Origin of the sequence: Bartonella sp. AS69XJJH (assembly GCF_042195585.1) — a bacterium.
Taxonomy (GTDB): domain Bacteria; phylum Pseudomonadota; class Alphaproteobacteria; order Rhizobiales; family Rhizobiaceae; genus Bartonella.
This window is the reverse complement of sequence record NZ_JBHIOO010000085.1, coordinates 1-1406: the sequence shown is the minus strand read 5'-3', so window position 1 is coordinate 1406 and position 1406 is coordinate 1. Positions and strand designations below refer to the sequence as shown.

General features: G+C 42.5%; 2 protein-coding genes and 1 pseudogene. All 3 read left to right on the top strand.

From position 1 onward, the window contains the following. A pseudogene (locus ACFIK6_RS09785) lies at nt 1-501 on the top strand (hypothetical protein); the annotation flags it as partial. 9 nt (nt 502-510) lie between these two features. Continuing rightward, nucleotides 511-840, top strand: a complete 330-nt coding sequence (locus ACFIK6_RS09780; RefSeq protein ID WP_273724653.1) for a hypothetical protein — start codon at nt 511-513, stop codon at nt 838-840. A 63-nt stretch (nt 841-903) separates the two neighbouring features. Further along, on the top strand, nt 904-1406 hold a 503-nt coding region (locus ACFIK6_RS09775; protein ID WP_375677600.1), incomplete at its 3' end, for a lysozyme.

Below are 1406 nucleotides of genomic sequence, written 5' to 3'. Positions count from 1 at the left end.
TCTACAGACCTTTGGGTTGATATTTATCTTCAGTCAGGCACAGGTGAAGATACGCGCTCGGCGTATAATGTTCCTATCACAACGAACCGTAGCTATACAGAGCATGTAACAGATATGTTGCGTGTTAGGAAGTCCTTGTTGAATGATGAGGAATTTTCCTCTGCGATGTATGGGAGCAATGAAAAGACCAGCATTCAAGGCAAAAAAGCGCCTTCTCCTAAAGTTTCAGGAGGTCATGTTGATACGGCGAATAGGCGTATGATCTCGCATATAGGATGTGAGGATGGTTGTGGTTATGTTTGGCAACATTTAGAAGGAACTTTTCCAATGCAAATATCCAATAGAGGACAGGCTAGGTTAGAAATGAGAGGTTTGGCTGGAGGAGGCAGTTGGAACAATGGAACGGATATTGGATCGTTTACGCGAGGAACGGTATCTTTTGGTAGCGGCAATGAGCAATTATGCGCCCGTGGCTGTAGCCGCCCACGCTGTTTTGTTTAGGAGGGGTAGATGATAGATTATCCAGAGCATTTAAATAGCAAGGAAGATTATCTGAATATGCTTGAATTTGATAAGGTTGAAACCGTAAGAAGGCTAGAGCATCTTTTAGCAATGCGTTTTTATTGGGTCTTTGTCAAAGAGCTTGGAGAGGGAGAAGAGGGGATTGAAGATGACACGCATAAGGTTTGTCTAACAACAACCATGCCGTTTGATTCAAATGGTGATTTTGTAGAAAAGCGTTGTCAGTATGAATTACAGGAAAGCGAATATGCGCCGCTCTTTCAACTTGGCTTTCGTGTTGAAGAAGTCGAGCAACTGATCAAAGAGCATAGTCAATAGAGATCATAAAAAAACATTTTTATCCAGCCTCACTTTTGTGGGGCTTTTTTTATGGAGCGTCAGATGAGAAAGATATCGAAAGAAGGATTAGAGCTTATCAAACAATGGGAAGGTTTACGTTTAGAGGCTTACAGAGATACGGCATGTGTTTGGACGATTGGTTATGGTCACACCAGTAATGCGGGGCACCCCCTTGTCAAAAAAGGCATGCAGATCACACAAGAGCAAGCAGAAGAAATCCTTTGTGAAGACTTAAAGCAATTTGAGAATGCGGTTGAGAAATCGGTCACGGTTTCATTAACGGATTTCCAATTCGCGGCATTGGTCTCGTTTTGCTATAATGTAGGAACCACTGCTTTTTGCAAGTCAACATTGTTGAAGAAGCTTAATCAAGGTGATTATGAAGCCGTACCCTTAGAATTACAGAAATGGAATAAGGTGGGTGGGAAACCTCTTGCGGGTTTAGCCAACCGTCGAGCAGCAGAAGCAGGATTATGGGTAAAAGGGTCTTATGTTTCTTCAAATTATCAAAGGGTAGAAACGAAAACGGCAACGGGTCTTTTCAA